Source organism: Marinobacter panjinensis, assembly GCF_005298175.1.
GTDB lineage: Bacteria > Pseudomonadota > Gammaproteobacteria > Pseudomonadales > Oleiphilaceae > Marinobacter > Marinobacter panjinensis.
Map to the genome: position 1 here is coordinate 2,469,256 of NZ_SZYH01000001.1, position 25,248 is coordinate 2,494,503.

Annotated in this window: 21 protein-coding genes; 6 read left to right on the forward strand and 15 right to left on the reverse strand. The window is 58.5% G+C overall.

What is annotated here, in order from left to right:
- Nucleotides 1-7: 7 nt before the first annotated feature.
- Entirely contained in the window at nt 8-838 is an 831-nt protein-coding gene (locus tag FDP08_RS11365) for a polyphosphate kinase 2 family protein (protein ID WP_137436270.1), read from the reverse strand.
- A 129-nt stretch (nt 839-967) separates the two neighbouring features.
- Here FDP08_RS11365 and FDP08_RS11370 point away from each other — a divergent pair, with 129 nt between their 5' ends.
- From FDP08_RS11370 to FDP08_RS11380, 3 genes are all read left to right on the forward strand, one after another.
- Nucleotides 968-1,777 carry a TatD family hydrolase gene (locus FDP08_RS11370; protein WP_137436271.1) on the forward strand — a complete coding sequence of 270 codons (810 nt, stop codon included), beginning with the start codon at nt 968-970 and terminating at the stop codon, nt 1,775-1,777.
- Nucleotides 1,774-2,982, forward strand: coding sequence for an HD-GYP domain-containing protein (locus FDP08_RS11375; protein ID WP_137436272.1), 1,209 nt, complete (start codon nt 1,774-1,776; stop codon nt 2,980-2,982). The genes FDP08_RS11370 and FDP08_RS11375 overlap by 4 nt, the downstream gene beginning before the upstream one ends.
- A gap of 71 nt (nt 2,983-3,053) precedes the next feature.
- The gene (locus FDP08_RS11380; RefSeq protein WP_137436273.1) at nt 3,054-4,670 is read left to right on the forward strand and encodes a Na/Pi cotransporter family protein; all 1,617 of its coding nucleotides are present in this window, start codon (nt 3,054-3,056) and stop codon (nt 4,668-4,670) included.
- Here the strand turns inward: FDP08_RS11380 and FDP08_RS11385 are convergent.
- From FDP08_RS11385 to FDP08_RS11420, 8 genes are all read right to left on the reverse strand, one after another.
- A complete protein-coding gene (locus FDP08_RS11385) occupies nt 4,640-6,919 on the reverse strand; it encodes a diguanylate cyclase domain-containing protein (protein ID WP_228263289.1) in 2,280 nt (759 codons plus the stop codon). The genes FDP08_RS11380 and FDP08_RS11385 overlap by 31 nt on opposite strands.
- On the reverse strand, nt 6,916-7,875 hold the full coding sequence (locus tag FDP08_RS11390; protein WP_137436274.1) for an ABC transporter substrate-binding protein: 960 nt from the start codon (nt 7,873-7,875) through the stop codon (nt 6,916-6,918). Before FDP08_RS11390 ends, FDP08_RS11385 begins: the two co-directional genes overlap by 4 nt.
- A 104-nt stretch (nt 7,876-7,979) precedes the next feature.
- Nucleotides 7,980-8,888, reverse strand: a complete 909-nt coding sequence (locus tag FDP08_RS11395; RefSeq protein WP_137436275.1) for a LysO family transporter — start codon at nt 8,886-8,888, stop codon at nt 7,980-7,982.
- A 31-nt stretch (nt 8,889-8,919) separates the two neighbouring features.
- On the reverse strand, nt 8,920-9,291 hold the full coding sequence (locus FDP08_RS11400) for a PA4575 family protein (RefSeq protein ID WP_137436276.1): 372 nt from the start codon (nt 9,289-9,291) through the stop codon (nt 8,920-8,922).
- Between the two features lie 18 nt (nt 9,292-9,309).
- Complete coding sequence (locus tag FDP08_RS11405) at nt 9,310-9,633, reverse strand: DUF2288 domain-containing protein (RefSeq protein ID WP_137436277.1); 324 nt, start codon at nt 9,631-9,633, stop codon at nt 9,310-9,312.
- A 151-nt stretch (nt 9,634-9,784) separates the two neighbouring features.
- A complete protein-coding gene (acnA, locus tag FDP08_RS11410) occupies nt 9,785-12,547 on the reverse strand; it encodes an aconitate hydratase AcnA (RefSeq protein ID WP_137436278.1) in 2,763 nt (920 codons plus the stop codon).
- 208 nt (nt 12,548-12,755) lie between these two features.
- Nucleotides 12,756-14,270, reverse strand: a complete 1,515-nt coding sequence (locus FDP08_RS11415; RefSeq protein WP_137436279.1) for a methyl-accepting chemotaxis protein — start codon at nt 14,268-14,270, stop codon at nt 12,756-12,758.
- Between the two features lie 105 nt (nt 14,271-14,375).
- Nucleotides 14,376-16,205 (reverse strand): ABC transporter ATP-binding protein, encoded by a 1,830-nt coding sequence (locus tag FDP08_RS11420; protein WP_170979016.1) that lies wholly within the window; start codon nt 16,203-16,205, stop codon nt 14,376-14,378.
- A 202-nt stretch (nt 16,206-16,407) separates the two neighbouring features.
- Between FDP08_RS11420 and FDP08_RS11425 the strand changes: the two genes are divergently transcribed.
- Nucleotides 16,408-17,862, forward strand: coding sequence for a tetratricopeptide repeat protein (locus FDP08_RS11425; RefSeq protein ID WP_170979017.1), 1,455 nt, complete (start codon nt 16,408-16,410; stop codon nt 17,860-17,862).
- A 6-nt stretch (nt 17,863-17,868) separates the two neighbouring features.
- On the opposite strand, the gene FDP08_RS11430 is transcribed toward FDP08_RS11425, so the two are convergent.
- Nucleotides 17,869-19,308 (reverse strand): rhomboid family intramembrane serine protease, encoded by a 1,440-nt coding sequence (locus FDP08_RS11430; RefSeq protein WP_137436280.1) that lies wholly within the window; start codon nt 19,306-19,308, stop codon nt 17,869-17,871.
- Nucleotides 19,309-19,643: 335 nt separating this feature from the next.
- Here FDP08_RS11430 and FDP08_RS11435 point away from each other — a divergent pair, with 335 nt between their 5' ends.
- Nucleotides 19,644-20,090 carry an OmpA family protein gene (locus FDP08_RS11435; protein ID WP_137436281.1) on the forward strand — a complete coding sequence of 149 codons (447 nt, stop codon included), beginning with the start codon at nt 19,644-19,646 and terminating at the stop codon, nt 20,088-20,090.
- Nucleotides 20,091-20,095: 5 nt separating this feature from the next.
- On the opposite strand, the gene FDP08_RS11440 is transcribed toward FDP08_RS11435, so the two are convergent.
- From FDP08_RS11440 to FDP08_RS11460, 5 genes are all read right to left on the reverse strand, one after another.
- The gene (locus FDP08_RS11440; protein ID WP_137436282.1) at nt 20,096-20,497 is read right to left on the reverse strand and encodes an MAPEG family protein; all 402 of its coding nucleotides are present in this window, start codon (nt 20,495-20,497) and stop codon (nt 20,096-20,098) included.
- A gap of 2 nt (nt 20,498-20,499) precedes the next feature.
- Entirely contained in the window at nt 20,500-20,742 is a 243-nt protein-coding gene (locus FDP08_RS11445) for a GlsB/YeaQ/YmgE family stress response membrane protein (protein WP_135804062.1), read from the reverse strand.
- 73 nt (nt 20,743-20,815) lie between these two features.
- Nucleotides 20,816-21,523, reverse strand: coding sequence for a lysophospholipid acyltransferase family protein (locus FDP08_RS11450; protein WP_137436283.1), 708 nt, complete (start codon nt 21,521-21,523; stop codon nt 20,816-20,818).
- 50 nt (nt 21,524-21,573) lie between these two features.
- Entirely contained in the window at nt 21,574-22,185 is a 612-nt protein-coding gene (locus tag FDP08_RS11455) for a class GN sortase (protein WP_137436284.1), read from the reverse strand.
- Nucleotides 22,182-24,335 carry a marine proteobacterial sortase target protein gene (locus FDP08_RS11460; RefSeq protein ID WP_137436285.1) on the reverse strand — a complete coding sequence of 718 codons (2,154 nt, stop codon included), beginning with the start codon at nt 24,333-24,335 and terminating at the stop codon, nt 22,182-22,184. The genes FDP08_RS11455 and FDP08_RS11460 overlap by 4 nt, the downstream gene beginning before the upstream one ends.
- 211 nt (nt 24,336-24,546) lie before the next feature.
- Here FDP08_RS11460 and pdsR point away from each other — a divergent pair, with 211 nt between their 5' ends.
- The gene (gene pdsR, locus FDP08_RS11465; protein WP_137436286.1) at nt 24,547-25,248 is read left to right on the forward strand and encodes a proteobacterial dedicated sortase system response regulator; all 702 of its coding nucleotides are present in this window, start codon (nt 24,547-24,549) and stop codon (nt 25,246-25,248) included.

Sequence of the window (25,248 nt, forward strand, 5' to 3'; positions counted from 1 at the left end):
ATTTGCTTCACTTCACGCCATTTTTGGCTAACAGGCGGCGATACTCCTTCAGCACGCCCTTGTCCTCATTCGGGTATTCGGGAGCCAGCCGTTCCAGCTGCTCCGCCAGCACAGCGGCAACAATGGCCCGGGCCTGGGGTTTCCGGTCACCGGGCACAATGAACCAGGGTGCCTCTTCCGTGTGGGTCGCAGCCAAGGCTTCTTCAGCAAATTCCTGGTACTGGCTGCGATTTTCCCAGCCATCGATATCGGATTTATCGAACTTCCAGCGTTTGCGGGGTTTGTCGAGACGTTTGAGAAGGCGCTCACGATGCTCGTCCTCGGACAGGTTGAGCCAGATCTTGATCACCGTAGTGCCCTCTTCCACCAGATGGCTCTCGAAGTTCCGGATGGACTGGTAACGGTTCTTCCAGTTATAGCTCTCAGGCTCGTGAACCGGCCATACCCGCTCGGCGATCACCGCCTCATGATGGCTGCGATTGAACGCCACCATTTCGCCAAAGCCTGGCAAAAATGGCGTTACCCGCCAGAGAAAGTCATGGCGGGTTTCGGCACCCTGGGGCCTGCTGAAGGACCATGCATGAAAGCCGGCAGGATCAGCGTAGGTTGCCAATGTGCGAATCAGGCTGTCCTTGCCACTGGTATCCGGGCCGTGGGCCACCAGCAGCATCGCTCTGGCCCGGTTAGCCCACAACCGGCGCTGGTATTCACCGATCTGTTCCAGGCTGGCTTCTAGCCCTGGCAGTTTCTTGTCATCGTCCAGCAGGGTCGGGCAATCCCGGAACCCGGGTTTGTTCGGGTCGAAAAGAAACGAACTGGCAAATGCCGATAATCTCATCAGGGGGCTCCGTGCAACTTCCTATGGAGGTAATACAGGCCAACAATCGGACTAACTGGTAGACTCATAAAACCAAATGTTCAGAATAGCAGCCATTACCGCGGTTGCGTTGGAGTGTAGTGCCAGGAAATGAGTAAAAAACGTCGCGAGATTCCCGTATTTGACCATCCGATCATCGAAACCCATTGCCACCTGGATTACCTCAGGGATCGCCCCCTGGAGGAAACACTGGCCGAGGCGCAGCGGGTCAATATCGAGCGGGTGATCACCATCGCCGTATCACCGGAAAACCTGGCTACAGTACGTGAACTGAGCCAGGCAGCGCCATGGGTGTATGGCACGCAAGGGGTTCACCCCCACGATGCCGAAAAATATTCTGACGCCGCGGAAGCGGAGATCCGCGCCCACGCCTGCGACGACAAGATCGTGGCAGTGGGCGAGATCGGCCTGGATTACTTTTACGACAATGCGGACCGTGATGTTCAACGTGAGGTTTTCCGCCGCCAGCTCCAGATCGCCTGCGACACTGATCGCCCCGTTGTTATCCACAGCCGTGACGCCGACGACGATACCATCACTATCCTGAAAGAGTTCGAGAGCACCCTCAGGCGCCGGGGCGTGATCCACAGCTTCACATCCGGCCCCGGGCTGGCACAGTATGCGCTGGATCAAGGCTGGTGCCTGGGTTTTAACGGCATCACCACCTTCAACAAGGCAGAAAACGTGCGGGACATCGTGCGTATGGCACCGATTGAACAGATCCTGCTGGAAACCGACTCTCCGTTCCTGACCCCGGTTCCCTATCGCGGCAAGGAAAATGCGCCTTTCTATATCCCTTTTGTTGCCGAGAAAATAGCCGAAGTGAAAGAACTGCCACTGGAGAGCGTATTGGCTAAAACCTACGACAACAGCCTGAGAACATTCTTTCCGCGCCAATGATCAAACGCATCCCCGTTTCGGCCCTCAGGGTTGGCATGTACATCACCGACCTGAACAACGACTGGATTCCTCACAATACCCAGCGTCGCCGGGGCGTGATCAAAAAAGAGGAAACCATCGAGACAATACGTCGGCTGGGTGTGGACTACGTGTATATCGATGTCTCAAAAGGCCTGGATGCCCAGGATTCGGAACCGGCCCATGAAGTTGACCGCCGCAATGAGATCGCCCTTCAGAGGGCAGGAGAACTGAGCCCCGGCGTATACAAGCGGGTCTCCGCAGGCGAGGAAATGGCGTTTGCCCAGCAGGTGCACAGCCACGCCCAGGGCCTGGTAGGCAACCTGATGAACAATGTGAAGATTGGTGGAGCCATCGACATAGCCCCCATTCATCAGTTAGCCGACGAGCTCCAGAGCTCCATTTTCCGCAACGCCAATGCCCTCAGTTGCCTGGGCCGCATCCGTGCAAAGGACAATTATCTGCTGGAGCACTCCGTCAATCTGAGTGTGCTGATGTCCCTGTTCGGCAACTACCGCAAACTTCCGGCAGATGCGCTGCACCAGACCATTGTCGGCGCCCTGCTACATGACATTGGCAAGATACTCACCCCGGACGAAATTCTTCACAAACCGGGCCGGCTGACCCCGGAAGAATTCGAGGTTATGAAAGCCCACGCCCGACACTCCCGGGATATCCTTACAGCTACCGAAGGAATCGGCAAACTGGCCATCATGACGGCAGCTGAGCACCACGAGCGGCTCGATGGAAGCGGCTACCCGGAAGGACTCAAAGGGGATGAAATTTCAGAATACGGGCGCATGGTGGCCATCACCGATGTCTACGACGCCATCACCTCGGACCGTGTCTACCACAAGGGCATGACGCCAACCCAGGGCCTCAAGAAGCTGCTGGAGTGGAGCAACGGACACCTGGACCCGGCCCTGGTGAAAGAATTCATCCGTTGTGTGGGCCTCTACCCCATTGGCTCTCTGGTACTCCTGGAAAGCGGGCGCCTCGGAGTTGTTGTGGAAACCAATGATGACGACCAACGGCTGCCGGTGGTCCGGGTGATGTATAACACCCGCTTCCGCTTGCCGATTACCATTGAGAGCATAGATCTGGCAAAGCCCGGCAACCAGGACCGTATTGTGCGATCCGTCGATCCGGAAGATTACAAGATCGATGTGCGGAAGTTTCTTACCTGACGAGCGCCTTGCCTGAACCTGGGCTCTGCTAAGCTTGCAGTAACTCCACTTCGAGACTCATACACCAGGAAATGATAGCGACCCTTTTCCAGATTCTGGGCGGCCTTGCCCTCTTCCTGCTGGCCATGGAAATGATGACCAACGGTCTCAAAAATGCTGCAGGGCACCATCTTCGCCACATGCTGGGGCATTGGACCAAAACCCCGCTACGCGGCCTCGCGGCTGGCTTTCTGATCACCGGGCTGGTCCAGTCATCCGGTGCGGTAACCGTGGCCACCATTGGTTTTGTAAACGCAGGTCTGCTGAACCTCAGTCAGTCCCTGGGGGTTATTTTTGGTTCCAATATCGGGACTACCATGACCGCCTGGCTTGTCAGTCTGGTAGGATTCGGCTTCAACATCGAAGCCATTGCTCTTCCGATTCTCGCCGCAGGTGTGGGGTTAAAACTGGTCTCAAATAATCCACGCAGTCAGTCCCTCGGCGAAGCTCTGGCCGGATTCGCCCTGTTTTTCCTTGGCCTGTCTATCCTCAAGTCCTCCCTGGAATCCTTCACCGGAGGGCTGGACAACAGCATCCTGCTGAAAAACGATTACGGTTTGCCCGCGTTCATGTTGATCGGCTTTCTGGCGACAGTCGTGACGCAGTCCTCGAGTGCTGCACTGGCCATCGTCCTGACTGCCGCAGCCGGTGGTCTGATACCCCTGAACAATGCCGCAGCAGCTGTTATTGGTGCAAACCTTGGTTCCACCTCAACGGCTGCCCTGTCAGCTCTGAAAGCAACAGCCAATGCCCGCCGCCTCGCCGTTGGGCATATATTGTTCAATGCGGTGACCGGTCTTATCGCGCTGCTCATTCTTCCGGTGATGCTATGGACCGTCGCATTACTGGCAGACTGGTTATCGCTTGATGCCAATGTTGCGGTTTCCCTGGCGCTGTTCCACACCCTGTTCAATGTGCTTGGGGCCTTTATCATGCTGCCGTTTACCCCTGGCTTTGCCCGATTTCTGGGACGGCTGTTTCGCAGCAAGGAAGAGGATGTCGCTGAACCGCGGTTTCTGGATAACACACTGATCACCACGCCAGAGCTGGCAGTGGGTGCGGTTGATCAGGAGATGAGACGTCTTATCGACCTCAACCGCGGGCTCCTGCGCGTATGCCTTGATCGCGAGGATCTGAAGCCTGCACAAATACGTCCAAAAACAGATAGTTGCCTGAGCCTCAACCAGTCAATTACCGACTACATCTCCAGGCTCCGTGCGGAAAAAATGCATCCGGCCACGGTCGATGCCCTGACCCGGTCGATTCTTACCTGTCGCTACCTGGCCGAAGCCACTGGTCTGGCGCCCGCCCTGTTGCAGTTGAGAGAAGCCCGGAAATTGCCCCAACTGGCCTGCCTTTCCGGGCAACTTGAAGAGTATGTGGAATTGCTGAGAGTACTGGTGTCGGCAAAGAAAGCCGTACCGGTAACCTTTAACGATACCGAGAAGACGTATCACATGCTCAAATCATGCATGCTCGCCATGATTGTCAAAGGAGAGCTCTCGCCAATTGCCGGAGAGCGAACCCTGGACACCCTGAGCTCGGTGCGGCGGCTCTGCGACCAGTGGTATAAATCACTGGCGTGGCAGCCAGCAACGGAGCAGCTCAACGGTGCTTCTCAGGCGGAGGAAGTGGTAAATCCGACGTAACGGTTACGGCCTTGATGCTTGGCCTGGTACATGGCCTGGTCCGCCTGACGCAGCAGCTGGTCACCATCCAGATCGTCGGCTTGCGGGAACAGGGTGTAGCCAATACTGGCCGACACTTCCACGCTGTGATTGGCCACCCAGGCCGGTTCAGCTACCCGGGCCAGCAGGCGTACCAGTAAACCCTCCAGTGCATCCGCCTGCTGGACGTTGATTACGATAGCCGCAAACTCGTCACCCCCCAGCCTGGCCAGGGTGTCTTCTTCCCGGAGCACGGCCCGCATCCGTGAGGCAATTTCAATCAGCAACTGATCGCCCGCCTCGTGACCGAACGCATCATTCACCGGCTTGAACTCGTCCAGATCAATGTACACCACAGCCAACTTGCCACCCTGGCGGCGGCTCAAGGCCATGGCTTGTTGCAGCCGATCCGAGAACAGGACCCGGTTCGGCAGCCCCGTCAGTGCGTCATAATGAGCCATGACCCGAAGCTTCTGCTCCTGTTCCTTGAGCCGGCTGATGTCGCTGAAAATACCCACAAAATGGGAAACCTCACCGTGATCCCCGCACACACTGCTGATGGTCATTGCCAGAACGAGGGGGTCGCCGTTGTAGTGTTTGCAGGAAAACTCACCCGTCCAGAAGCCCTGGGTTCGTGCGCTGGAAAAGACACCGCTGCCCTCTTCCAGCGGCAGCGGTGGCAAACGACCAATGGCCCGGCTCTGGGGCCTGCCGGTGATCTGCTGGTACGCGTCGTTCGCATCGATCACGATGCCATGGCTATCGGTAATGAAAATCGCCTCCCGGGCATGATCGAAAACACTCGCCGCCAGGCGTTGGCGCTGTTCGGCCCGTTTCCGCCTTGTGATGTCGTACAGGGAACAGAGAATAACGGGCTCGATTTCATCGTCCCCCTGAACCGGTGCCAGGGTCATATCAACCCACACCTCGGATCGATCGGAGCGTAGCAACACCCACTCACACTGCTCTACAAAACCACCTCTCACCCGAACCAGAATCTGCTCCAGCTTCTGCCATGAAATCTTGCCGTCGGGTTGCACTTCCGGTGAAAAGGCTTCAAGACTCTTGCCATGGAGTGACGCATTTGAGGCGTATCTGAGCAGGTCGACTGCGGCGCGATTGGTATTAACAAAGACGCCATCCCGGATCAGCAGCGCCGGTTGTGGCCAGTCACCAATCAGCCGCCTGAGCCGTTTCTGCTGAGCCGCCAACTGGCGTTTACTCCTGCCAAGCCAAAGGGAACTGCCAAACAGCAACATAACCAGAACGACAATGGTAAAGACCCAGACCCGATACTGGTGAAGGACATCCACCCAGGTCACCTGTGGCATCTGGTCGTAAGGCGGCACACGCAGTGTTCGGGCCAGGTATTCGACCGACTGGTAATCGGCAGCTGGTGAGAACCCGGTAATACCCGCCGCTATGGCAGCTTCATCTTCAGGCTCAATGGCAAACAGCGCCGATGCAACCCGGCGGACGTCTCGCTCATTAACATGGGGCAAAGCCACCAGTGGCCACTCGGGATAAAGCCGGCTGGACACGACATAGGGAAAGCCGGCCAGCGCCTGTCGGTTCACTACCTTTACCTGGGTAAGGATGGCAGGATCGGCCTGAGCCATCTCTTCCAGAATACTCGTGCGGATGAAGCCGACGTCCGAATCCCCCGACAGTACCGAGCGGACAACCCGGTCATGGGTATCCACAAAGCGGACCAGATTCATCCGGCGGATATCAATACCCGCTTCCAGCAGCTCGAGAACCTGGGCCTGGAATCCACCGAGAAAATGCACCCCTGGCGAGGCTATGCTTTTACCCCGGAGGTCTTCAAGGCTTTGGATATCCTCCCTCCCCGCCGTGGTAAAAATAACGCCACCCAGGCTAGCGGTGGAGTTATCGCCATTACGCCTGACCAGCGTTGCCAGCACACCGGTCAGGCTCCGCTCGCTGCGTATCAAGAGAAAATGGCTAGGGTTGGTAAGGAAGAAATCCAGCCGGTTGGCGGCAATGGCGCGGCTCATGTTCTCCTGACCGAGCACTTCAAGTTTCACGTGTACACCGATTTCATCGGAGAGGTAGCGCGCCAGAGGCTCGTACCGTTCACGGATAATGCTATCCGGGCGATAGGCAAATACGCCGAACGTCAATGCTTCGCGGGCAGGGGCAGCGGTGGCTGTCAGGCAGCCGGTGACAAAAAGAACGACCATTAAATAGGTATGCCCACGAGTGCTCAAGTATTCCTCCGGGGCAGGAAGGCCGAATCGCACAGGTGCTGAAAATCGGGGGTGCTGGAAATCAGGCCCTCATTGACCATCAGGCGGGAAAGCGATCGCGCCATGGACTCCACCCGTCCCGATGCTGCCAGGTAGCGTTGGTTGGCGGCCAGGTCCGGTAGCATCACCGTGCCCAGAGCACTCTTCACGTTCTCTGGCAGAACTCCCTGACGGTTCGCAACCCGGTAAATGGCATCGTGCATGCTCCGGACAAGATGCCGAAGGCCGGCAAAATGAGCCGCAACCAGGTCACGAACCGCACCAGGATTTCTGTCCGCTGTGTCACGGGTCACCACGAGAACATCGAAAATGGTCTCCGGCATCTCGCTGCTGTCAAAGAGCCGGAATCCGCCCTCTCTCTCAAGCGCCGATACCGTGGGCTCGTAGCCGACAGAGGCATCGATCTCACCGCGTGACCAGGCTGCAGGATGCTGATTGACCGGCAGATCAACGGTGACAATATCGTCCCGCCCAAGACTGGCAACTTCAAGAATTTTCAGCAACAGGATGCCGGAGACCCCACTCAACTCAACGGCTACCCGCTGGCCCCGCAGATCCGCCAGCTCTTCAATAGGCGGACGGACAACCAGAACATCCGCGCCTGCAGATACATCGGTGACGGCCACAACGACCAGCTCTGTGCCCTGCGACCAGACCCTGATGGTTTCATCGAGAGTTAACGCCGCGCCGCCCAGCTCACCGGACAGCAAACCGTCCATCGAGTCGCTGGCTGAGCTACCGGATCTGAGCACAACCGACTCAGGCATCCAGCCAAATTCCTCGGCCAGATAGATCGGTTCATAACCAATCCAGGGGTGAATTCCGAAAGCCAGGGGTCCGGATTTGCTGCAGCCGGCCAATCCGGCCATAGAGAGACCAGCGGCTATCGAAAAACCAAGAAAGTCACGGCGTTGCATCGGGTGTCCGCGCAAATTGGAGTTAATTAACTTTTGTCAATAAAGCCAGCTTACTGTGAGACAGTTTACCGGCACAACTCCAACGTGCATTGCACCGTGTCAATTTATCCCAACGACAGAAACACCGCCATCAACACCGGTGACAGGAACGACAACAAAAAACCGGAAGCGATAGCGACCGGTACACAGGCCAGGCCGCCGCTGCTGCGGATCACAGGCAGGGTGAAATCCATGGCGGTAGCGCCGCCGTAGCCTATGGCCATGGACGGCCGGCTGGCGATCAGCAGCGGAATGATGGCCAGCGCTATGATTTCCCGCAAGACATCGTTCAGAAAGGCAACACCACCCCAGGCTGGACCCAGAGCATCGCCAATCACGATACCCGAGAGGGAATACCAACCAAAGCCGGATGCCAGGGCGAGCACATCGTGCCAGGGCAAGGCCAGCCAGGGAATCAGCGCAACCCCGGCCACCAGGGAGCTGAGTGTGAGGGAGAGGGCAATGCCCAGACCCTGACGATTCATCAGCAGCTTGCGCAGCGACAGACCCGCATTGCGTAGCTGGATTCCGATCAGAAAAAGCAGCAACATCAATGCCCAGGTGGCCACCTGTTCGGCCATTGGCATATCCGGCAACAGATAAAAACCGGCAAACAGGCCGGCCATAACCGCCAGTAACGGCTTCAGACCGGCGAGAAACAGCCGTCGATAGCCAGGGCTGACAGTGCCATCCGGGCGTTCGACCGTCATCGGCTGCCAGCGGTGAAACAGCCATAAGCCCACCATGTTGGCCACCAGCAAGGCAACCACCAGGATCAGCACCTGAACGGCCATGCCGCCAAGCTGGGCACCCAGCCCTTCCATCTGGCCAAGGCCAAGGCCCAGCAGGGCCAGGATAAAATAGACCAGCCCCTCCACGCTGTAGTGAATCACCGTCATCAGGTGGCGATTCTGCAGTGACAGGGCAAATCCCAGAAAAAGCGGTGCCAGAATCAGCAATGCGCCGGTGAGCATGGAATCCTCGGGTCGTTTGGGTGGACGGAGCTCAGCCGATGGGCTCGTACTGGTCCGGGTCAAAATGGAACTTGCCGGCACTGGCGTCTCGGTCGGTGCGTATGGTGCGCGCGAGCCGCTGCGCCATCACCGACCAGACCACGTAGTCCTGGGGCTGGGGCTGGTAGTGCTGCCCCATCAAGGCACCCGCAACACTGCGCAGCACCGATTCTGCCTGGGCAATTGAGCGGTAGGGGCCCTGGCAGCGGTGTTTCTCGGGCTGGCCGTCTACCGCGCCACTGAGTGCTACCAGCGCCCATATGTCATCGCCAACCGGCTTGATGAAAAGCTCTACCCGCCGCTGGTCCCGGATCATTACCAGTGCCCGTAGCGGGCCACGACCGTGGAAATAATGCAGTTTCACGACACAGCTCCGACCGGTTCAGTGCAGCACATGGCCGGACCTGTCCTGCACCAGAACCCAGGGCGCGATAACCACCGCCCAGAGCTCGGTGTTTTCATCGTACCAGTGCCGTGCAAGGTCCGGAGCAACGTCACCTACCTGTCCACCGTTCATCCATTGCTGGAAACGGGCGGTATTGTCAGCCGCCAGCTCGGCTGCCACATCCAGCAGGTCCAGTTCCGGGGAGACCTTCACCACGTGCCCACGGGCATAGTAAACCTGCAGATCGTGCCAGTTGATCCGGGAGGTTTCCAGGTTCAGTTTTGCCTTGATGTCATCGGGGGATCTGGGGGAAGAGGACATGGTCAGCTCGCGGCAACTCCTGTTTTCATTTGGCTTTGAAACACGCTTTTGTAATGCTTCAGCTTACCTCAAAACCAGAGACGGAGCACCTGTTGCAGGGGTTCCGGCCCACCGGGGCCGGAACTCTTCCTGACCTGATCAGGCTGACTTCTCAGGCTGATTTCAGCATTTCCCGCACCACATAGTGCAGGATGCCACCGTGGCGGTAATACACCGCTTCGTTGGCGGTGTCGATCCGTGACAGCAGTTCACAGGTTTCCGTGTTGCCATCCGGATAGGTCACCGTCATCTCCAGCTTCTGACCCGGCTTGATGTCACCGGAGAGGCCCTTGATGCTGATGGTCTCCTCACCCGTCAGCTTCAGGCTCTTGCGGTCCACGCCATCCTGGAACTGCAGTGGCATGACACCCATGCCGATCAGGTTGGAGCGGTGGATACGCTCGTAGGACTCGGCAACCACCGCCTTCACACCCAGCAAACGGGTGCCTTTGGCGGCCCAGTCCCGACTGGAGCCTGTGCCGTATTCCTTGCCGGCAATAACCACCAGCGGTGTGCCCTCATCCTGGTACTTCATCGCCGCATCATAGATGGGCATCTGCTCGCCACTGGGTATGTGCCTGGTGAACCCGCCTTCGACGCCGTCCAGCATCTCGTTCCTGATTCGGACGTTGGCGAAGGTCCCGCGCATCATCACCTCATGGTTACCGCGCCGGGAGCCATAGGAGTTGAAGTCTTTCGGCTCCACGCCGTGCTCCTGCAGGTATTTACCGGCAGGGCTGTCAGCCTTGAACGACCCGGCCGGGGAAATATGGTCGGTGGTGACGGAATCCCCGAGCATGGCCAGGATGTTGGCATCCTTGATGTCGTCGATCTCATCCGGCTCTTCCTTCAGGCCCTGGAAGAAGGGCGGATGCTGGATGTAGGTGGACTTGTCAGACCACTCGTAGACCTTGCTTTCCGGTACCTTGAGGGCCTTCCAGGTTTCGTCGCCGTCGAAAACTTCGGCATATTCCTTGTGGAACATGTCGGTTTTGACCTTCTCCACCGCTTCAGCGATTTCCTGCTGGCTTGGCCACAGGTCTTTCAGGTAAACCGGGTTGCCCTCTTTGTCTTCACCCAGAGGATCCTTGAAGAGATCCAGGCGCACGTTCCCCGCCAGCGCATAGGCCACCACCAGCGGCGGTGACGCCAGCCAGTTGGTTTTCACCTGCGGATGCACCCGGCCCTCGAAGTTGCGGTTACCGGACAGCACCGAGGCAACGGTAAGGTCACCCTCGTCAATCGCTTTTTCCACGGCCTCCGGCAGTGGGCCGGAGTTACCGATACAGGTGGTGCATCCATAGCCCACCAGGTTGAATCCCAGCTTATCCAGATCATCCTGGAAGCCGCCCACCTTCAGATAATCGGTCACTACCTTGGAGCCGGGTGCCAGCGAGGTCTTTACCCAGGGTTTGGTCTGCAGCCCCTTGGCCACTGCCTTCTGGGCAATGAGACCGGCAGCCATCATCACGCTGGGGTTAGAGGTGTTGGTACAGGACGTAATGGCCGCAATCACCACGGCACCGGGATCCAGCCGGCTTTTCTGACCGTTCATTTCCAGCGGCTGACTGGCGGCGTGTTCGTAACTGTCGTGAACACCCACAGCGGTCTGCCCGCCCTCGGATTCGAGATTACTCTTGCGGGATTCCTCCGCCGAGCCCTCCGCAGTCTCCATCAGCAGCTCGAAAGATGCCTTCATGTTCTTCAGGGCCACCCGGTCCTGGGGACGTTTGGGACCGGCAAGGCTGGCCTCCACTTCACCCATGTCCAGTTCCAGGTTGTCGGTGTATACCGGCTCCTGACCGGGTTGACGCCACAGCCCCTGGGCCTTGGCATAGGCCTCTACCAGCTCAAGCTGCTCCTCTTCGCGGCCGGTCAGCTTCATGTACTTGATGGTTTGCTCATCCACCGGGAAGAAGCCACAGGTGGCACCGTATTCCGGCGCCATATTGGCAATGGTGGCCCGATCGGCGACAGGCATGTCCTTCAGGCCATCGCCGTAAAATTCGACAAACTTGCCCACCACGCCCTTTTTGCGCAGCATTTGCGTGACGGTAAGCACCAGGTCAGTGGCAGTAATGCCTTCCCGCAGCTTGCCGGTCACCTTGAAACCCACCACTTCCGGTATCAGCATGGACACCGGTTGGCCGAGCATCGCCGCTTCCGCTTCAATACCACCCACACCCCAGCCAAGAATACCAAGGCCGTTGATCATGGTGGTGTGTGAGTCTGTCCCTACCAGGGTGTCCGGGTAGGCGATGGTCTTGCCATCCTGATCCTTGCTCCACACCGTCCGGCCCAGATACTCCAGGTTCACCTGGTGACAGATACCTGTACCTGGCGGCACTACCCGGAAGTTGTCAAAGGCCTGCTGGCCCCAGCGCAGGAACTCGTAACGCTCCTGGTTACGCTCCATCTCGATGGTGACGTTGTCTTTGAACGCCGACGCGTCACCAAAATTGTCCACCATGACCGAATGGTCGATCACCAGATCCACCGGTGACAGCGGATTGATCATCGCCGGGTCTTTGCCGGCAGCCTTGACCGCCTCACGCATGGCCGCCAGATCCACCACACCCGGAACACCGGTAAAGTCCTGCATCAGCACACGGGCGGGACGAAACTGGATTTCGGTGTCGGACTTGCGATCTTTCATCCACTGGACCATGGCGTCTATGTGGCCGCGGTCCACGGTGCTGTCATCCTCGTTGCGCAGCAGGTTCTCCAGCAGCACCTTGAGGGAGAATGGCAGCTTGTCTATGTTGCCCAGGGTGTCAGCAGCTTTCGGCAGGCTGTAGTAATGGTAGGTTTTACCGCCAGCTTCGAGGCTGGAAAGGGTGTTGAGACTGTCTTTGCTAAGGCTTTGTTTCGACATGAGGTGCCTCCTTTTTCATTATCCGAAAATGCCGGAAGGCTGTGCGGGAGCCTTTGCATCAATGCACTCCCCGATTGGTGAATACACTGACTCAAAGACTCCAGCGATGGAAGTCACCTATAACTATCGCACTGATTAGCGAGACTTCAACCGCGGTTCCGTGAATGTTCGATATTGCGGCTGTGAATATTCGCGGGAAAAGCCGGAATCAGGACGTTCTGTATTCACCGACCAGGTCATTGACCTCATCAACAAGCGACTCAAGCTCCGCTGCCATGGCTCCGGCCTTTCCGACCTCCGAGACCACATCCGTACTCTGGCCGGCCACGCGCTGAATATTCTCGTTGATTTCAGAAGATACCGTAGCCTGCTGCTCCGAGGCAGCTGCGATTTGCTGATTCATCCCACCGACTTCAGTGATCGCTTTTTCGATCAGCGCCAGCGCCTCTCCCGCCTTGCGAATAGCATAGGTGGTTTCGCGGGAGCGGGTCTGGCCGATCTCGATGGCTGCCAGGCTGCCCTCTGAAACGCCGGTCAACTCGCCGATAGTGGTGCGAATTTCGTCGGTAAACGCCTGGGTTCGCCTCGACAAAGTACGCACTTCATCCGCCACGACCGCAAAGCCCCGGCCGTGCTCACCCGCCCGGGCCGCTTCAATGGCCGCGTTCAACGCCAGCAGGTTGGTCTGATCGGATATGTCACTGATGGAGCCGATCACCGACGCGATGGACTGAACCTTGTCCACCAGTTCCTGAACCATACGGGCGGAATCCTCGAGAGCGGTATTGGTAGACTCCGTCAACCTGACGGCTTCATCCACATTGCCGGTACCTGCCGTCGAGGCCTCTGACGCCTGAACGGCCGATTCAGAGGCGGCTTGGGCATTCTGAGCCACTTCCTGGATGGTGGCAGCCATCTGGTTCATGGCCGCCGCAGCCTGATCAGTTTGCTGCTGCTGGTCATTCACGATGTCAGCGGAATGAACGCTGACGGCTTTGAGGCTACGCGCGCTTGCGCTCAACCGGCCCGACAGATCCCGGACCATGGCAATCAACGCTTCAAACCGTGCCATCATGCTGTTGAACGACGCCGCTGTAACGTCCTTGCCGGCCCCTTCTATGCGGCCCGTGAGATCTTTCTGTGCATCGAAGTTCTGAACCACCTCAATGATCTGCAGCGACTGTTTGCGTTCCTGACCCATGCGAATGGCAAAAAACACCAGAATACCCGCTTCAAACACCACAAAGGCAGCATGGACGAAGGTGACGGACCAGCTCACCTCGTGGTTGAAAATCGTCACCGGTATATCGAAAATACTGATCCCGGACATCTGCAGGCCAGTAAAAATCAGATGATGGGCTGCGATAACAGCGGCCGCCGTCACAACTGGCAGCCAGTCACGATAGATAATCAGCAGGGCCATGGCAGCAAAGATGTGGAAGTGCATTTCAATGCGTCCCATCTGGGCCTGGATCATGATCGCTGAAAACACCATCAGGCCGGCGGCAAACACAACCGACAGGGCTCTGGAGCCGCGCAAAAGCCCGTAGCTGATCCCGGTAATGGCGCCTGCCAGCAGTGATGCTCCAATGGCGAATCCATAGGTGTCGAACCCGGCAGGAACCAGCAAGGCAACCACAGGAATGTGGGCCAGAAGAATAAACAGCATCTGCCTGTCCGTGCGAAGACGGTCTTCCGTGGCGAATTGGGTGGCTTCAGTCATTACCAGAACCTCGGGCATGCCTACCAGAAAGTAGTTCGCGCAATTGTACGGCAAGCACTGAACCCGGGATCAGTCGAAAGTGTAAACAATCGTTAACCCCTTGCCTCAGGCCTGCCGGTCCCCGTAGAGCTGGGCATACAGCCCCTGCCGGGCAATCAGCTCATCGTGGTGCCCTTCCTCGGTGATGTAGCCATCCTCAAAGACATATACCCGGCTCGCCTGTTTCACTGCACTGAGCCGATGGGCAATGATCAGGGTGGTGCGTTGGCGCAGAAAATCCTCCAGGTCCTGGTGTAGCTGGAACTCGGTTTCCGCATCCAGCGCAGAGGTAGCTTCGTCAAGGATGACCACCGAGGGATCTGACAACACCATCCGGGCAATGGCCAGCCGCTGGCGCTGACCGCCGGACAGACGCACGCCCTGGCGGCCGATCATCGTGTCCAGCTGGCGTGGCATGTCAGCCACGGTTTTATCCAGTTGGGCGATCTCCAGCGCCTGCCACATCTCGGCGTCGGTCTTGTCCCGGCCGAGGGTCAGGTTCTGGCGCACGGTATCGTTGAACAGGGCGGGGTGCTGCAGCACTGTGGCCACATGCTCTCGAACGCAGGGAAGCCCGATGCGCTGAACCGGAACTCCTCCCAGAAGCACTTCCCCCTGTTGCGGGGTATACATGCCCAGAATCACCTGCACCAGTGTGGATTTACCGCCACCGCTAGCCCCCACAACCGCGACTTTTTCACCCGGCTCCAGATGCAGGTTGATGCCCTTGAGGACCGCTTCCTCGCCATAGCTGAAGTGGATGTTCTTCAGGGTAAGGCCGACGGTGTGCCGGCCTTTGAAAGGATTCTCCAGGGCGGGATAACGGGGTTCCTCTTCCAGTTCCAGCAAACGGTTAATACGTCCGAGAGCGGCATTGGCTGCAAACCAGGCATACTGCATATTGAGCATTTCCTGTACCGGCGTCAGCATGAACCACAGGTAGCCGAAGATCGCGAACATCATGCCGATACTCAGATCGCTGAACAGTACCGTCACCATGGCGGCTGCGCGAAAGGTGTCCACACCAAACTGGAACAGAGCAAAGCTGGCCCGGGTGGCGGCATCACTTCGCCACTCGAACTGGATAGCGTGGTCGCGAACCGTGCGGGCACGGCTGACCAGCTGACGCAGGTAATGCTGTTCGCGGTTGGCCGCCCGGAGCTGATGAATGGCGTCCAGGGTTTCGGTCAGGTCACCCTGGAAGTCCTCATAGGCGCTGTTTTCCTGACGCTTGAGTTCCTTGACCCGTTTGCCGATAAGCATGGTGGCGAAGATCACCAGCGGATTGAACAACAGGATCAACAGACCCAGTTGCCAATGCACCCACATCAGCACGATGGCGGTTCCGGTAACCGTCAGGCTCGCCACGATAAAACGGCTGATGCTGGTACCGAGGAACTGGTCGATGGTGTCCAGGTCGGTAATGAAGTGACTGGTGATCCCCCCGGAACCCCGGGTTTCATACTCCGACATGGCCACCCGCTGCAGCCGGCCCAGCAGCCGAGAGCGGACCCGGAACACCACATCCTTGGAAATCTTGGAGAATTCCCGGGACTGGAGCACGTTAAAGGCGAGCGATAGCAGCCTCAGCAGAAACGCGGTCACCACCATCAGGCCGATATACACCACCGGCAGGTGCCAGGCCTGGGGCAGCAAGGCCTGCATGACGGGCAATACGGGGCCGGACTCATCCAGCAGGACTTCGTCCACCAGCACTGGCAACAACAGCGGGATAGGCACACTGACCACCGTAGCCAGGATGGCCAGCACGTTGGCCCGCACCAGTCTCGGTTTGTGCTTGAGGGCGAGAGACAGAATGCCCTTCCAGGTATACCGGTGATCATTCCGGCCTGTCGTATCCTCTCCTGCCGTGCTCAGGTCTGATGCCTGTTCCAAAAGTCCCCCGTTAACCCTGTGTGTCTCCGTACTGATACGCAACATCTGCGGTTACAGTCTACCGAAGCTCACTCCCTTGTTGGACACAAGGGAGCAACGTCCCAATAAATACCGGCATTTGCGACACAGCCAACTGGTGAGATGGCCGGCCTTCTGCCATCATTGCCCTTTGAATCTCTGAGCCACCAGAACCGGGCCGACTGTGAAACACGACTGCCATTACCACCCCGGCGAACCCGCAAAATGGCACTGCGGGGACTGCCAGATCCATTATTGCACCCGCTGCATGCCCGATGCGGACACCCGCAAGCAACACGCACTATGTCCCCATTGCAGCCGCGCCATGCGCTATCTGGGTGCGGCCACCGAGGCTGTGCCTTTCTGGAACCGAATTGGCGCATTTTTTCGCTATCCGTTCCACACTGACCCGCTGTTGGTGATTGCCATCTGTACCCTGGTGCCGTTGCTACTCAGCGGTAATCTCATCGGGCTGATTATCACCCTGGTGCTGGCACTGGCGCTGCTGAAATATACCTATGCGGTGATCCGTCATACGGCCGAGGGCCACATGAAACCGCCGCCCGTGGCAGTGGCCTTCAGTGGCAGTGGCTTCGATATTGTCATCCTGCAACTGCTGGTGTTTGCACTGATGGGCGGCATGGTGGCGGCCGCCGCCATGGTGGGCGGGCCCCTGCTGATGTTTCTGGCGCTGGCGTTTGTGATACTGGCGCTGCCCGCCAGCATCATGGTGCTGGCGATGGAGCATTCAGTCATGGCTGCCGTCAATCCGATGAACCTTGCGGTATTGATCTCGCGGATTGGCGCACCGTATTTCCTGCTCTACGGTTATCTGATCCTGCTCACACTGGCTTCCGGGGCTGCCCAGGAGTTCGCGCTCACCCATTTTACACCGGGCATCGCCCGCACCCTGGCCGGTTTCCTCAACAGTACGTTTACCCTCATGCTGTTTCACATGCTTGGCTATCTGCTGTTCCAGTATCAGGAGGAGCTCGGGTTTGCCAGTGACCTGCAGGACGATGAACAGACCGGGGAGGTACAGAACCGCGACCGCACCCGGCGGTTTGATGCCGACATTGATATGAACCTGAAGGACGGCAACTACGACCGGGTTCAGTCCATGCTGAAAGAGGCCCTGAAGCGGGACTCACAGAACACGCTACGGCTGGGCCAGTTACACCAGTTGCTGACCGCTCGTAACGATATCCCGGAGCTGTACCGTTACCATCCCCGGTTGCTGAACATGCTGGCTGACCGGAATGACGGTGACGGTATCGCGGAACTTCTGGCAGCCATTGAAACTATTGAGCCGGGATTCCGGCTGGAGGAGCCCGAGCTGTCAGTGCGTTGTGCCCGCTGTCTCTATCAGCGTGGGCATTACAAGCCGGCACTGAAGCTTCTGCAGGACTTCCACAAGCGTTTCCCGGACAGCAATGAGCTGGCGCCAGCTTACCTGTTGGTGGCTCAAGCCCTGGCGAACGGCCTGGGGCAGTGGGAAAAAGCCTCAGCATTCCTGAATTTCATCAAGAAACGATGCCTGAACCATCCGCTGCATGAACAGATCGACGTCTTCCTGCAGCAGGTTGAAAACCGCGAGCCGGTGAAGGGCCCCAAGGCGTCGTTTTCGGTTCAGGAGTAGGCCTTGTTATAGCAACTGCCGGTAGTGGCGAGCCTTTGGCGTCATCTGGAGCTTTTCGAACTCTTCTACCAGCAATCGACAGGCCTCCGCCGTCAGAAGCTCATCGCCGGTGCTTTTGAGCCTCTCGAAGGCTTTTTCTGCAGCTTTGAGATCATGTTGTTTCAGGCTGGTGAACAAAACCCGGTTGTGGTCTTCGGCACTCAGCGGCTGATGACCCTCGCCTTTACTCAGGTATTCCTGCCATATTTCAATCATCTGTTCCGGCTGACGACGGCTGAGGGACTCGTTCATCAATTCCCGTGCCCGCTCCCGGTATTCCGGCAGATCCGGGCGCAGTTTCTCCAGCTGGTACAGATGCTCCAGCAGAACGGTGCGATCAGGGTAATGTTCCCGCAGCGCCTCAAACTGGCGCCGGGCCAGGTCAAACTCCAGTCGCCCCAGGCTGGCCATGGCCTGACTGTAGCCGGTGGTAAAGCGCTCGTCCTGCTCGTCCTCTTCCGGCTCGAAGAACTCTTCCTTTACCTGCAGCCAGCTCTTGCCCAACAACCACACCATGCCAGCGCCTGCCACCAGCCCGCCGGCGTGGGCCATGTAAGCAATGCCGGTGGCACCCGCGAACCAGTAATCGTAGATTTCCTTACCCAGCCACACCGGCAGGATCGCAAGTGCCGGCGCCCGGAAATAATTGAAATACACGCCCACGAAATAGAAGAAGCGGATTTTCTGCAGCCCGTAAATAGCCACGTACATACCCATCAGCCCTGATATCGAGCCGGATGCGCCCACCAGGGGAATATGGCTACCCATGGAGAATGCGGTAAACACCACGCCGGAAATTGCCCCGCAAAGCAGGTAAGCCAACAGGAATCGACCGGGCCCCAGGGCCTTCTCAACGGTAAAACCCAGCAGGAACAGGAACACCAGGTTGCCAATGATGTGCCCCCAACCACCGTGGAGAAACTGGTAGGTAATCAGGGTATAGAGCGAAAACTCCGCTGGCACCAAACCCAGTTGGTTGGCGCTGAGGCTGTCCATCAGCCGGGTCTGGATCTCGCTCCGCTGCTCCACCCAGCGTCGACGTTCCGCGGGCGCCAGCAGCACATCCCGGTTTTCCAGCATGTACTGGTAGAATTCGCGGTCGGACAGCAGGCTGTAGGCCACCCACAGATCACCGCCCTCCTGGCGCAGCTGCTGGAAATTCTGGAGCTCGTAAATCCGCTCCTCATCCCCCTCAAAGCGAATCTGGCGCTGCAGATAGTCTTCGTACAACGGTGCCTCAAGCGCCTGCAGATCCGACTCCAGATACTCCTTGATCGCCTGCTCCGTCAAACGGCTGTCGCCGCCCTGGTAAAACGTGAATACCAACACACAGGCCAGCATCAAGCCCAGGGTCACCCAGGGCGGGCGCTTCCAGTTAACGGAGTTTTCTGCGGGGATAATCAGCATGGGCGATCACAATTCATCATAATTTGTCCCGGGAGATGTGCTTTTTACCACAGCATGGCCAGTTTTTCGCGCTGTAATGAACCCTGAAGCGATTTGCGGTACCTCGGGCAAAACAAACTGTGCGTGGCGCCTCAATACAGGCTACTCTGCGGTTGTCACACGAAGGTCATACAAATGACATTCAATCAGGGCAGCCGCAAATGGGGCGAATCGCAGAATGCTCAAAAGCAGCATTTCTCAGGGGTTTCGACCAATCGCCAATTGCCGTTGTCCCGGCCACAGCCAATAGTTGCCGGGACAACAAAAAAAACGGACGTGCAAACAAGGAAACTGCCATGACTGTACTCATACTGGACAACCCGGAACTGCTTGCCAGAGCGGCCATCGAATCCGGCCTTGCAATGCCTGCACTGGCTCCGGACGGCTCCCCGCGGAAGCCACATCGCATGCGTTTTCATTACGGATTCAACAAGCACCACCTGGATGAGCAGGACCTCGCCATTCTGCGCCAGCATGCCGACTACCTGAGGCACAACCCGGGAGTGACCGTGCGCATCCATGGCCATGCCGACAATTTCGGTGTTAGTGAATACAACGAATTCCTGTCACGCCTGCGGGCCAGCAGTGCCGCAAAAATGCTGATCCGGGAAGGGGTCAGGGAAAACCAGGTTCTGGTGAGTGGCTGGGGTAGTGAGCGCCCGCTGGCGCGTCCGGAAGACCATGCCGCCAACCGCCGCCTGGAACTGGAATACCTCACCATGGACATGGCCCAGGCGCTGTAAGGATCTCAGCCGTAGACCTGGAACACGTTCCAGAGCAGCAGTAGGGCGATGGCAAGGATGCCGGCCCAGGTCAGAAGTATGCCCGTCATTCTGGCAATGTGAGGGCCACCCCGGCCATTGATCATGCCAAAAGCATGGAGCACCCGCCCCACAACGAAAGCCATCCCTGTCCAGTACACCAGGCCACTGGGAACCCCGTTCAATTCGGCAATAGCCAGCATCACCAGGCCCAGGGGCGCGTACTCCACCAGGTTGGCCTGGGCGCGGACGGCTGCCTCGAAGTCCCGGTCGTCAGTCACCCCCAGGCTTTTCTGGTACTTCAGGCGAAAGCGGGACACCATTCCCGACAACACTAGCAACAACAGGCCGAGAACGGCGGCGAAAACAGCGGAAACAGGTACGATCATCGTTAGGCCTTCTTGATGGCGCTGACCACCGCCAGTAACAAGACGGCGCCCACGGTGGCGGTGACCAGCTCACCCACAGCACCCTGAGCGGCGAGTCCCAGCAGCCGGAAAACAAATCCGCCGAGAACAGAGCCGACGATACCGATACCGATATTCGCCAGCACGCCAAAGCCACGGCCCTTCATGATCAGGCCCGCCAGCCAGCCGGCCACACCACCAATAATCAGAAAAAGAATCAGATTCATTGCATGCATCTCCCCGCAGCGGAATAGTCCCCGAAAGACTGCCCTGTTTTGCCAGCCGCTTCAAGCACTTCCGTTAACCCGGAGCAAGGGACGCAATAGCAGTTTCCATTTGCTGATGACATTGAGCCATCAACTGCGGAATATCCTCGACGGTGAGCCCCGCCGTTTCCACCGGCGGGAGAATCCGGATCGCAACCGGCTCCCGGCGACCGGACCAGCCCAGGGTGCGATCATAGTACTGGCTGGCACAGACCATGGTAATCGGCGCACCAGCAGCAACAGCCGCATGAAAGGCGCCTTTCTTGAAGCTCTGCAGGCCGCGGCCACGGCTGCGGGTACCCTCGGGAAACACCCAGAGGCTCTTGCGGTCACGACGGATGGCTTCGCTGGTGGCCTGCATTACCGCAATGGCTTTATGGGACCGGCCACGGTTCAGAATGACATTGCCACCCAGCCAGAACACCTGACCAAAAAACGGAACCCAGATCAGTGAGGACTTGCCAACCGTGACCGTACGGGGTGGCAACAGGTCGCCCATCACGAACAGGTCGTCGTTATGCTGGTGGTTGGCGATAACCACGACAGGCCGGTCCTGCAGCATATAATCAGCGCCTTCGAGCGGGCGCTCCATGCCAAGAAGGAAGCGGCCAACCCGGGCGACGGCCCATCCCAGCAACCGGTTATTGTCCGGATTAAAGGGTCTGGCTATATACACCGCCAGCGCAAGCAAACAAATGACCGGCACCGTCAGCCAGGCCAGAAATTTTCTGATCAATCCCATCGAATACAAAACCCTGATGCAGTTTTTTGGCGCACAAGTGTACGCCAAAATCAGGTTCCGGCAACAGCCTCCGCGGAAAGGACATTATTAGCCTCATCTGCGGTCATCAGGGACTCGGCCGTGGCCTCCACCACATAGCGTAGCGGACCATTGGTCTCCAGGCCATTGAAGGGGTAACAGGTCACCAGCAACAGCGAATCCCGTGGCAACTGTGCAGTATTGATCTGCTCATGGCGGCTATCAACAACCCGGATGCGATCGACCCGGAAGGTGCGCCAGTCCCCATCCCGGCTCTGCAGCTGAATCCGACTACCGGTTTCCAGATGCTGCAGCCCGCGGAAATGGGTGTCCCTGTGACCGGCAATCACCACCGGTCCCGCCCGGTCATCATTACCCAGCACCTGCCCCGGCCCGAAGGCCAGGCTTTCGCCGTGAGCGCCGTCCAGCACGATCAGTGACTGGCCGGTTTCCGGCAACGCCAGGCGGGCCACCGGCCAGGTATCCGCCCAGGGCCAGGGGCGGGTTTCCTGCTGCCGGGCCTGGCTTTCGGCCCAGGCCAGTTCCAGCAGTTCCTGAGCGGCAAGGGCCTTGAAGGGAATCCACAACCCCACCGCAAGGACGGTTGCAAACGTTGTTGCCAGCAAAAGAATCAGACGGTTCATGCGAACACCCTCCGCTGCAGCAGGGTTATGGCGGCCGAGAACATCAGCCCCACCAGGCCGATGGCAATCAGAAGCGGGGAGAGGGTGGCGGTCTGGGGATACCGCAACATGGTGCCCTGGCCTCCGGCAGGCAGCAGTGTGGGTACGCTGTCAGTGGCCAGGGTCTCCCCTGCCGGCCTGGACGGCGTTTTTTCCTGCGCAAGGAAGCTGGTGTATTTGGTCATCAGCTGGTGCTTTAGCGCCAGGTCGGTCACTTCCCCACGAGCATCGTCATTGATCTGGCCTGTGAGCCCGCTGTCCATCAGGCCATTAATCTTCTGTGTCGCCCAGTGGCGGTGCAGGCCCTTACCCGGAGCAGCCTGATCCAGACGCAGCGACTGCTGCCACTGGCTGCCATCCGGCAGCCGGCCTGAGACTTCAAGCTCGCCTTCATCCGGAAGCCCACGCACCACCTGCACCATCGGTTCGCCACGGAACAGGTCGCCAATGCGGCCCGGGAAGGCCTCGGTGGCAGATGTCTGACCGGGCCAGTTGACCGTGATGTCCGTCAACACCGGCGATTCCATCTTGCCGAACAGTTCATCCAGCGGCCGTTCCACGTCAGAGAGATCGCTGATGGCGGTATAGGTGCCACGACCGTAGCGCGCCGCTTCCCGCATAAAATGCATGTTCGGGGCCGATCCTATGCCTACGGTAAACAAGCGACTGCGACCCAACTGGCTGCTGATTCTTCCGAACAGGGCAGCTTCATTACCGACGGATCCGTCGGTAATGAACACAACCTGCCGAACCCTTGCGGGCGACTCCTCATCGCCGCTGTGCCTGTCGTCCAGGGCTGCATCCAGCGCAGAGGCCATTTCGGTGCCACCATTCGCGTTAAGATCCTGCACATAGCGACGGGCCCGGGCGATGTTGTTGGCACTGGCCGGCACCGATTCCATAAACAGGGCGTGGGTCTGGCTACTGAACTGGATGACGTTGAAACGGTCTTCCGGGCCAACAGTCTCCAGCCCACGCAACAAGGCCTGACGGGCCTGGCGGATGGATTCGCCGGCCATGGAACCGGAAGTGTCGATGACGAACACCAGCTCCCGTGGCAGTTGTTGGTCACGGTTCAGCCCCGGCACCATCAGCGCCAACAGATAATCCTCACCCTGCCACTGTTCATGGAAGACAGCCGCGGCGGGTTCCATGCCACGGGCCGGGGCCCATCGCACCACCAGATCACGGTCCATCAGCACGGCATCGGATTCCGGGGCCACCTCAACGGCATTGCCATTCCAGGTACTCGTAATACGGTGGCTCGGGCTGGATACCCGGCTGACCGGCAGGCCTGCGTTGATATTCAGAGTAATGGATGCCCGGTGGCTGTCAGGCCCCACATCCTCCGGCAGCACCGTGAACGGGCTGATCTGGTCTGCATCCGCAACTTCGGTGGTGGGCATCGCCCAGCCTCCGGTCCACTGAGCCGGTCGATTGTCCGCCGCCTGACCGGGCATATAACGGGGTGTCAGGGTGGTGGGCAGGCGCAGCTCGAACTCACCGGACTGGTAGCGCACTGCCTGCTGGTAGCTGAGCTCAACGACGATAGTTTCACCGGGCGGAATATTCGCCATGCGGGTGGTAAACAGATTGGGCCGTTGCTGATCCACTCGGGCCACCTTGCGGCCTTCCTTCTTCGCCTTGGTGTACTGGCGCTTTGTTTCTTCCTTCTCATGGACTTCGCCCACAATCACCCGCTCACCGGCGGTCAGGGTCATGCCATAAACACTGGCGTTCTCCGGCAGCGGAAACACAAACACGCCTTCGCGCCACTGCTGGCTGGTGTTGCGAAAACTCTGGCGCAGCCGGGTATCGGCAATCAGGCCGCTGACAGTGACCCTGTAATCGGTATCAAGCAGCGTCGCAGACGCCTGGTGCTGCCCGGCATTATCGATAAAATGGAACCCTCCGGTGCCCTCAGGGCCTGTTTCGGAAGCCTCGGCGTACAACGGTTGCACAAACAGGAACAGCAACACTGCCAGCCAAAGGGAAATCCCTTCCAGCCATCGCCGTAGGCGCGGGGATACCCTGCTTGCTGTAAACCCCGGGTTCCGACGCCCGGACTTCATGATTACTGGTGAAGATGGCAGTACATGGGTGAGCAGCATTGTTCCGCTTCCTTGTCTCAAATAGGGTAAACACACGCCTGTTGGCAACTGGTGTCTATTTGAGCCCCTGGAAACGGCGATCCGGTGTCACAATCTGGCGATCCGGCATTGAAAAAATGATGAATTATGGCAAACCGGCCGCTTTACCTTGTTCTGGCCTCACGCCGTGGTTAAATAGGGCCCCGTATTAACAGGAAGATGGCTGCAGGTTATGAAGCGACACATCGTGCTGATCGAAGATGAGCCCGCTATCCGGGAAAACTACCGTGATGCTTTCGAGCGCCGGGGTTACCGGGTGTCCGCCTATGGTGACCGCACCAGCGCCTTCCAGGTACTTCGCACCGCCCTACCGGACCTGGCCATCATCGATGTCGGCCTGGGCGACGAGCCCGAGGGCGGTTTTACCCTATGCCAGGATCTGCGAAGCCTGTCGAAAACCCTGCCGATCATTTTCCTCACCGCCCGGGACAGCGACATCGATTCAGTACACGGCTTGCGGTTAGGCGCAGACGACTACGTCACCAAGGACATGAGCATGGACCACCTGCTGGCCCGCGTCACCGCCCTGCTGCGGCGGGCAGACGCCTGGGCCGAGGCCCTGAAGCAGCCGGACGAAGTGGTGCACCGGGGCCGGCTGGCACTGAATGTGGACCGAATGACGGCGGAATGGAACGCCCAGCCCATCGACCTGACGGTGACCGAGTTCTGGATGCTGCATTCGCTGGTTCAGCACCCGGGCCATGTGCGCAGCCGTGACCAGTTGATGGAAGCCGCCAGTACGGTGCTCGACGACAACACGGTGACCTCTCACATCAAGCGGATACGCCGCAAGTTCCTGCAGATTGATGAGGCTTTCGACGGCATTCATACTGCCTATGGCATGGGGTACCGCTGGAATGCCCATGAGGCCTGA